Annotated in this window: 6 protein-coding genes, 1 pseudogene and 1 other annotated feature; of the genes and pseudogenes, 4 read left to right on the top strand and 3 right to left on the bottom strand. The window is 40.4% G+C overall.

Features of this window, described 5'->3' with window-relative positions; all coding sequences use genetic code 11:
• Nucleotides 1–3,171 (bottom strand): transglycosylase domain-containing protein (locus LD39_RS14505; RefSeq protein WP_081988464.1); only part of this gene is annotated, 3,171 nt, incomplete at its 3' end.
• 126 nt (nucleotides 3,172–3,297) lie between these two features.
• Nucleotides 3,298–3,505, top strand: a binding site (T-box leader).
• 80 nt (nucleotides 3,506–3,585) lie between these two features.
• Between LD39_RS14505 and tyrS the strand changes: the two genes are divergently transcribed.
• Together tyrS and LD39_RS14495 are read left to right on the top strand one after the other, a co-directional pair.
• Nucleotides 3,586–4,854, top strand: a complete 1,269-nt coding sequence (tyrS, locus tag LD39_RS14500) for a tyrosine--tRNA ligase (protein WP_035548547.1) — start codon at nucleotides 3,586–3,588, stop codon at nucleotides 4,852–4,854.
• Nucleotides 4,855–5,098: 244 nt separating this feature from the next.
• A complete protein-coding gene (locus tag LD39_RS14495; RefSeq protein ID WP_035548544.1) occupies nucleotides 5,099–5,539 on the top strand; it encodes a hypothetical protein in 441 nt (146 codons plus the stop codon).
• 273 nt (nucleotides 5,540–5,812) lie between these two features.
• On the opposite strand, the gene LD39_RS14490 is transcribed toward LD39_RS14495, so the two are convergent.
• Nucleotides 5,813–6,544, bottom strand: coding sequence for an alpha/beta fold hydrolase (locus LD39_RS14490; protein WP_035548541.1), 732 nt, complete (start codon nucleotides 6,542–6,544; stop codon nucleotides 5,813–5,815).
• A gap of 98 nt (nucleotides 6,545–6,642) precedes the next feature.
• Between LD39_RS14490 and LD39_RS23140 the strand changes: the two genes are divergently transcribed.
• Nucleotides 6,643–6,792: a hypothetical protein gene (locus tag LD39_RS23140; protein ID WP_197061434.1), complete on the top strand. Its 150-nt coding sequence runs from the start codon at nucleotides 6,643–6,645 to the stop codon at nucleotides 6,790–6,792.
• 95 nt (nucleotides 6,793–6,887) lie between these two features.
• Here LD39_RS23140 and rpsD read toward each other — a convergent pair whose 3' ends face one another.
• Nucleotides 6,888–7,490: a 30S ribosomal protein S4 gene (gene rpsD / locus LD39_RS14485; protein WP_035548538.1), complete on the bottom strand. Its 603-nt coding sequence runs from the start codon at nucleotides 7,488–7,490 to the stop codon at nucleotides 6,888–6,890.
• Between the two features lie 385 nt (nucleotides 7,491–7,875).
• Between rpsD and LD39_RS14480 the strand changes: the two are divergent.
• Nucleotides 7,876–9,084: pseudogene (locus LD39_RS14480) on the top strand (GGDEF domain-containing protein); the annotation flags it as partial.

Raw genomic sequence — 9,084 nt, 5'->3', positions numbered from 1 at the left:
AGATCCGCCGTTACCGGACCCAGCATCACTGGAGCCGCCGTCGTCAGATCCGCCGTTACCAGACCCAGCATCACCGGATCCACCGTCGTCAGATCCGCCGTTACCGGACCCAGCATCACTGGAGCCGCCGTCGTCAGGTCCGCCGTTACCAGACCCAGCATCACCGGATCCACCATCGTCAGATCCGCTGTTACCGGACCCAGCATTACCTGAACCATCGTCGTTAGATCCGCCGTCCCCGGAGCCGGCATCACCAGCTCCACCATTACTGGAGCCATTATCATTGGATCCTCCATTACTAGATCCAGAGTTATCGTTGTTCGAACCATTATTATTTTCTTGATCTTGTTCAGGTTCTGGCTCTGGCTCAGGTTCCGGAGCACCTGGGTTGCCTACAGTGGCTGTCGCAGATAGTCCTGAGGATGCTCCAAAGTAATCAACAGCACGTACGGCATATATACCTTCACCTCCAGAGAAGCTCAAGGAGGTATTTACAGTGCTGCCTACAAGCGAGAATGATCCGCCAGGTACGGAAGCCTTATAGACTCTGTAACCAACTACATCGTTGCTCGCTGAAGGGCTCCAATCAATCTTAGAACCACTAGCAGATACTCCGCCTGGTGCAGATGGTGCTTGTCCATCATTGTCAATAGAAGATTTCGTCGATCCAATTGAACTTGAAGAAGGAAGCGCAACATTCGACCATGCACCAGAGCTTGGTAATAATTCTCTTAATACCTCTGGACTCGTATAATCGTTTTCTTCTAGGAATTCAGGGCTCAAGGTAACACCGCCTTGATCCATGATAAATTCTCCAGGTGTATTTGGACCTGCGACAACAAGCTGGTCTTTAACCTTCACAAAGTCACCGCTGATCAAGCTGTCATCGACTTTAGAAGGAACATATTTTGCATTATAGATATCACTCTTCGCAAGACCAACTGAAGCACATAAATCAGATGCTAGTAATCCTGAAGTAGCACAGTAGCTTCTTGAAACGATACCATCTGGACGATTAAAGCTGTTGCTTGGAACCATCACTTCAGGTTTAACTTTGGATGCTGCGTTGACAACATCAGCCCATATGGCTTGCGTTCGGCTACTATAACCACGGCCGATATCCTGTTCTTCACCAAAGCCAGTCCACATACTTACAGTGACATTCGGGTTAGTTGCTACAAACCAAGAATCTCTCCTTTTTTGAGAGGTTCCCGATTTACCGGCCCAATCGACACCAGGGTTTGTGAGTTGTCTTCTTATCCCTGATCCAGTCCCGTACTTAAGCACGTCTCTCATCATGTCGATAGTCAAGTAGGCCGCTTGAGGACTATACACTTTCGTCTTTTCAGTTTCGTGTTCGTAGATAACCTCTCCGTCTTTCGTTTCGATTTTATCTATCATATACGCATCTACGAAATTTCCAGAGTTAGCGAATGTAGCGTAAGCATTCGTATTTTCTTCAACAGTCATCCCATGTCCCACAAAAGAACCTAAGGCCATGGAGTAGTTAATATGATCACCTGATTGTAATTTTTCTACGCCCATTTTTTCTAAATAGTTTTTTACAGGGTCTTTATTTACAATCTTAGAATATTGCTTGACCGCAGGAATGTTATAAGATTTTGCCAGTGCGTAGCGGGCACTCACTAGTCCATGATAGTTTTCTGAGTAGTTGTTTAACTCACCTCCACCTTGACTTGCAGGATACCGATAAGGAACGTCGGCAATCACTGATCCTGGTTGAGCTGCACCTAAATCAATACTGGGACCATAGACTAGCAATGGTTTCATTGTACTTCCAATAGATCTTCTAGCTGTAGTCGCATGGTTGAGCTTTTCTTTTTCAAAATCTGAACCACCGATAAAACCCAATATTTTACCACTAGTGTTTTCTATAATCATGCTTCCCATTTGAAGAGGAAGAGTTATAGGGTTGCCGTCCGAGTCTTTTTTGATGTCACTAACTTGTGTAGGCCAGTAACGGTCACTGTGGGTATATGAATTTCTAACTTCTTGAACAGCTTCGTAAACTCCTTTATCTATTGTTGTATGAATCTTGTAACCGCCTGAAGTTAAACGGCGTTCTGCTAGAGTTCTATATTCTTCAGCTAAGGCTTCGTCTTCTGCAAGATCTTTTTCAGTATGGTCGTTCTCTTCCATTAATTGCTTTCTTAATATCCGTTTTGCTCTTTTCTGGACTTCCTGGGTCAATGCTGGATATTTTGAATAAGCAGAAGGGGTTGGTTTGGCAAGGTTCTCTTTATTAATTTCGAATTGCTTAGCTTTGTCGTATTCCGCCTTTGTAATGTAATCTGCTTCATACATGCGCTCTAAAACTTCACGCATGCGATCCATTCCAGGTTCTAACTCTTCTTTTGATTTTAGCGAGCCGTCGTTATTAAAGGGTGTATAACCAAAGGGTGATTGAGGAAGACCAGCGATAAAAGCGGATTGTGCGATGGATAATTCGCTGGCATCGACACCAAAGATTCCCTGGGCAGCAGTTTGAACTCCTGCCACGTTTTGTCCATTAGCATTTCTACCAAAAGAGACAATGTTCAAATAAGCTTCCAAAATCTCATCCTTATCAAAAAACCGTTCCACTCTGAGGGCAAGAAGTATTTCCTTGGCTTTCCGTTCAAAGGAGACTTCATTTGTGAGGATTTGGTTTTTAACCAACTGCTGGGTCAGTGTACTACCGCCAGTTTTAACGGAGGAGTTTGTTACTTCCTGTACGATTGCACGCATCACAGCTTTAGGGACCACACCTTTGTGAACATTGAAGTTTTCATCTTCAGTGGCAATGACCGCATGTTTCAAATGTTCACTAACTTGATCCAATTGAATTTCTTCCCGATAAATGTCGGAGCTGACATCTCCTATCTCCGAGGAGTTGTCTTGGAATAACATGACTGAGGTTTGAGCATAATTGTAAATGCTGTCCTGCATTTCAGCCTTGCTTCTCACATCTTCATCTTTAACAAGAGAAGCGAAATAACCGGCTCCTACACCGCCGGCAAAAAAGAGACCGATTACACCGATGATGATGAAAAATAAGATGACGTTCCATACGACATCAAAGGTGATTCGGGATCTTTTTTGGATTTCACCTCTTTTCCACAAGGACTTAAAATCCCATTTATTTCGACCGTTCTTATGGTTATTAGACATAATAATACCTCCTAAAAAATCCACTCTATATTATAACACACGGCGGTATTTTAGGACATATTTCCAAGCAGGGTTTTTATTGCTTTTTACGAGTATATATGATAAATATAGTACTACAAAGTTAATAATCGTGCGTTGAAGGATTGAAGTAAAAAGCAAATCACTGGTTCAGAGAACTGACGGGTGGTGCAAGTCAGTGCATATTTGTTTTTGAATTACGACCTGGAGCAATCTTCTGGTATGAATCAGAAGACGGTGATGAAAAGCCGTTATCGATAGAAGTGGCACTTTATGTGCAACAAGGGTGGTACCGCGAAGAGACCTCGTCCCTTTTTTAGGGAGGAGGTCTCTTTTTTATTGCCTGCACTTTTTGATGGTTGCCGTGCATGAATGATGATATGAGGAGTGAGTGGAATGGAAGTGTTGAAAGATTTACACCAGCGAGGCCTTGTCAATCAAATTACTGATGAAGAAGGTCTTACGAAACATTTAGAAGAAAACCAAGTTACTTTATACTGTGGATTCGATCCTACTGCAGACAGTCTCCATATCGGCCATTTGCTGCCGGTATTGATGCTTAAACGCTTCCAACAGGCAGGACACCGTCCGATCGCCCTGGTTGGCGGTGGAACAGGTATGATCGGGGACCCGAGTGGACGTTCTTCTGAGCGACAATTGAATGAAGCGAGTGTAGTTAAAGAATTTAGTGAAAAAATCAAACAGCAGCTGGCAAAAATTCTGAACTTTGATGAAGGAGAAAATGCAGCTGTTGCACGTAATAACCACGAGTGGTTGTCTCAAATGACAATTATAGATTTTCTACGAGATACCGGTAAACATTTCGGTGTGAATTACATGCTTGCTAAAGATTCTGTCGAGTCTAGGATCGAACAAGGAATCAGCTTTACAGAGTTTAGTTACATGATTCTTCAATCCCTTGATTTTCAGAAGCTCTATGAGAAAGAGAACTGCACGCTGCAAATCGGAGGAAGTGACCAATGGGGGAACATTACCGCAGGGCTAGAATTGCTTCGACGTACAGCTGCAGGGGAGCAGGAAGTGAAAGCATACGGAATGACCATGCCACTTATTACAAAGGCGGATGGGACTAAATTTGGTAAAACAGCAGGAGGCGCCGTTTGGCTGGATCCTGAGAAAACCTCTCCTTATGAGTTTTACCAGTTCTGGATTAATGCCGATGACCGTGATGTAATCCGTTTCTTGAAATTCTTTACTTTCTTGAGCATGGAAGAAATTGCAGAGTTAGAAAAAGAAGTAGAGAACCAGCCGGAAAAACGTGTTGCACAGCGTCGCTTAGCTGAAGAGATGACGAAACTCGTTCATGATGAAGAAGCTTTGAACCAAGCAGAAAGAATTACAGAGGCGCTTTTCAGCGGTGATATCAAAGCGCTTAGTGGGAAAGAAATTGAGCAAGGCTTCAAGGATGTTCCGGCATTCACTTCAGAAGTGAAAGATCCTCAGCTGCTTGACCTATTAGTAGAGGCTGGAATCTCTTCATCCAAGCGTCAGGCAAGAGAAGACATTAGTAACGGTGCCATTTATATTAATGGGGAACGTAATCAGGATATGAAGCATACGATTAATGAGAATGATCGAATCGAAGATCGGTTTACCATTATCCGTAGAGGGAAAAAGAAATATTTCCTTGTACGTTTTCAATAATAAGTAAAAAGGCCTCTCGGGAACTAATCCGGGAGGCTTTTTTTATAAGTTATAAATGGCGGGTAAGTTAACAACCTATTTTAAAAAGTGTAAATCATCATTTTGAATAATACATATAAATTAATACAAATAATTAAATGTGAAGTAGCTTAAGAGAGAATGGTGAAAATTTTAGTTTCTTTATTTACTGCTTTAGATGATAATACGTATATTAAAAGATGTTTCTATTAAGGAGGGGGAATAGGTGTTAGAGAATTTAGGGATATCGTTTTTATGGCTTTTAGTCGCTTATAGTGTGGTTACTGGGGTTGGAATCGTCCATATGTATATCTTTCATGCTTTTTTGGGAGTTCCTAACGCTAAACAAGCAGGTACTAGTTATTTAAAATCACCAGCATATGTAAAGACGATCCCTTACCAGGCATTGTATAACGTGGTGATCTTTCCTATCTTTCTATGGTTCTATGTAAAAGGAATGACTACTGATAACTTGAAAGAGCTCATGTTCATAACTGTTATTCAGTGGACAGCTATATCCATCCTTATGGATTATGTTGCTTGGGTTTTAATCCCTCACAAATTCAGGTTTACACACAGGGAATTTTACGTGGACTATCAACCTTGGATCACATTTATTTATCTTGCTATTTTTGTCAGTCATTACATACTAGGTTTCTTCATATAGAAAAGGGTGTAGAAAGTGAGTAAGGAAATAAATAGTAAACAATCCGTTATGGAATGGGAATCAGTGTACTATTCATAATGTTTATTTCCTTGCTTTTCAGAGAATATGCAGTCTATTTTATAGTGAATTTCATATAACGGAACAAGGTGAAATAACCAATATTCCAGTACAACTTCTTAAAAGACATCATTCTGATAACAGAAATGGTGCCTTTTTATTTTATGAAAAAGACACCACCCTGTTAGAGAATAGAGGAGGTTGAACTAGGTACGATTAATGATTCTCTAGCCACTCACTCATCACATCAATGATAATATCTTGTTGTTCTTTTGCAGTTAACGTAGCTTCCTTATCTCCCTTTTGAGGACCATACATACCGAATTGAGCGTGATTACCGCCATTTATTTTATATAAGACTGATTCATTAGATAGTAATTTCTTGGTTTCGTTAATTTTATTTAGCGTTGTTAGACCGTCGTTTTCTGCGTAAATGGACAAAATTGGCAAATTAGTATCAGCAAAACTATTCCCGCTACTTGGATAAGAGGCTAAGAAAATAAGACCATTCACTCTATTAGGATGGTTCTTAGCGAAAGATGCGGCGGATACGCCCCCTAACGAATGACCGCCTACATACCATTTTTCAATCGATGTGTATTGATTTATTGCCTCTGCAGCCTTATTAGTATCAAGCATTGAAAGATTCAACCTTACTTGAGGAATTCCTACGAAATATCCTTTATCGGAAAATCGTTGGGCAATGTAACTGTAAGCCTCCGGTTCTACTTTTGCTCCTGGATATAAAATAATTCCAGTACTTTTTTCTGCTAAATTTTCTTTAGGTTCAAAAATGATCCAGTTATCTTCATGAGGAATGGATGGAACTAAATGATTAAGTTTCTTTGAAGGATGATAAGTTTGTTGACTCCAGATAAAAAAAACTGAACATCCGATCACTAGAAGGACAGCAAGACTGATGAATCCATATTTGAAGAATTTTTTCATGAGGGTACTCCCTTTTAACTTATGGTAAATACAATTATTTTTCCTGAGTTACACTGAAGTTCATTATATTAAAAGCTATTCATAGGAGGTTGGACATTATGAAAGATTGGGCTTATGCTGTGTATGCTTTACTTTTAGCAGTTGTCTCTGTTTTAACAGGTGAGATAGTTACTTTCATCATGCTTGGGATTATAATAACAAGCTTGAACAGCATCTATTCAACGTTAGCAACGGAACTCAACCATTAAAAATAGTCCAGTATTTCGTTAAAATCTTCCAAATTGTAACGATCATTACATATAAAAAAACCCATCGCAAAAGCGATGGGTTTTCAAGAAGCTTATTAACGAGAGTAGAACTCAACGATAAGAGCTTCATTGATTTCAGAAGGAAGCTCAGAACGCTCAGGGAAACGAGTGTACGTTCCTTCACGCTTGTCTTCGTCGAATGTAAGGTATTCTGGGATGAAGTTGTTCACTTCGATCGCTTCTTCTACAACATTCAACTTCTGAGATTTTTCGCGAAGGCTGATCACTTGACCAGGAGCTACGCGGTAAGATGGGATATCAACGCGTCCACCATCTACTGTAACGTGACCGTGGGTAACTAGCTGACGAGCTTGGCTGCGCGTACGAGCTAGACCTAAACGGTAAACAAGGTTGTCCAAGCGAGACTCAAGAAGAATCATGAAGTTCTCACCGTGGATACCTTTCATGTTACCGGCTTCTTCGAATAGACGACGGAATTGACGCTCAGTCAAACCGTACATGAAACGAAGCTTCTGCTTCTCTTGAAGCTGAAGACCGAATTCAGAAAGTTTTTTACGTTGGTTAGGACCGTGTTGTCCTGGTGCGTAAGGGCGCTTTTCTAGCTCCTTACCTGTTCCACTTAAAGAAATACCATAGCGACGTGATTTTTTCCATGTTGGACCTGTATATCGTGCCATTGGGATTTCCTCCTTTTTATTTTATTTCGCATAAAATAAAAACAGTGTGTCCTTGTTCCATTGCTCATTATGTTTTCATGCACCATCGCTCCAGCAGCAGAGAGTTACACGATGCACCTCTTTATAGAGGAACAAAATGATAACAACGGCGGCTCACATAGGCTGCCATTTATTTTACACAACGACCATTATAATTTTTTTATGGTAGGAAGTCAAGGGGTTAAGGAAAGAGAAAGATGAAGTAAGCATGAAGATTCTCTGCCTATGATATAATGGATTTTACTGAAAATGAAAATTTTTCAAATTTATTGATCGTTAAAGGTCTAAAGTAGTGGTACAATTGTCTTATGATATCTGGTGAGGAAGACAGGTGAGGATAATGGTCATGCAGACAAGTAAGGAAGAGAAGTTACAGAAGCTCCGAAGTCGTCTTTTTCAATTAGTCATGATGAATTCTGCTGACAACTTTGAAGACCTGTTATCAAAAGTCGTTAGAGAGGTGAAAACTACTCTGCAAGCAGATCTTTGCGCTCTTTATTTTTTGGATGAATGGAAAGACTCTTATCAGCTGTATTGCTCAGACATGCGAGAAACTTTTCTATTCCATGATCATATACCGCTGGATGATGACGGGCTGAGTGATCATCCACAGCTTTTCAATCGGTTCTTGATAAAAGGGGGAACAGAGAGGGAACTAAATCTCTCTGTCTTACCACTTTTAGAAGGAGGAGCGATGAAAGGGTTTCTTGTTATTGAAGACCAGGGTTCTGACTTGCCTGTACAATTCCTTGAAATATTTTCTAAGGAGCTAATCCAGTGGTTAATTAAATTGGAGGGCTATCTTTCTACTTATGAAGAAAAGAAAAAGTATGAACGACTTTACAAAGTGACGACAACTTTCCACTCTTCCATTAATACGAATGGAGTTTTGCGCGAAATCATAGATACACTTAGACAAATCTACCCTTCCTTTGACTATTACCTTCTATTATCCCAAGACTATACCCAAGATGAACTGCTTCCTGTCAGAAAGTTATCTTATGAGCAGGATGCAGGTTCTGATGTGAGCACACAGGCTTTTTTAACAGGTGAATTGCAGATAGAAGACCGTTTGGATGAAAAGCAATCCTATTTATATGCACCTCTAAAAGGAAAGCAGGGCGTTTATGGAGTTTTACAAATCATTACTCCGAGTTATGTGCATTTTCCAAAGAAGGATCTTGAATTCTTTGTGTTGATTGCAACTACGGCTGGAAATGCATTGGAAAATGCCCAGCTGTATCAACAGTCAAGAAGACTGAATGGAAATCTCAAACTAATCAACTCGGTGTCTCAAAGATTGAATTCCAATCTACGCTTAACAGAAAAGACCTCATTTATGGTTTCTCAATTAAAAGAATCTTTTGATGCGGAAGAAGTTGGGTTTCTTACTTTCGAAAATGGAAGAAAATACGATGTTTTAAAAGGAAGTACGGATTTTTTCTCATCGGAAACATCATATGAATTTATAGAAACTGTTAATCAGATGGTGTCGGCAGAAGGTGATCCATTATTTCTCGGTGACTGCCACTCTAAAATAAAACCCCTCAAGCCA

This window comes from Halobacillus sp. BBL2006, from assembly GCF_000786645.1.
GTDB lineage: Bacteria > Bacillota > Bacilli > Bacillales > Halobacillaceae > Halobacillus.
The sequence above is the reverse complement of the archived record's forward strand: the minus strand, read 5'-3'. Positions and strand labels throughout refer to the sequence as shown.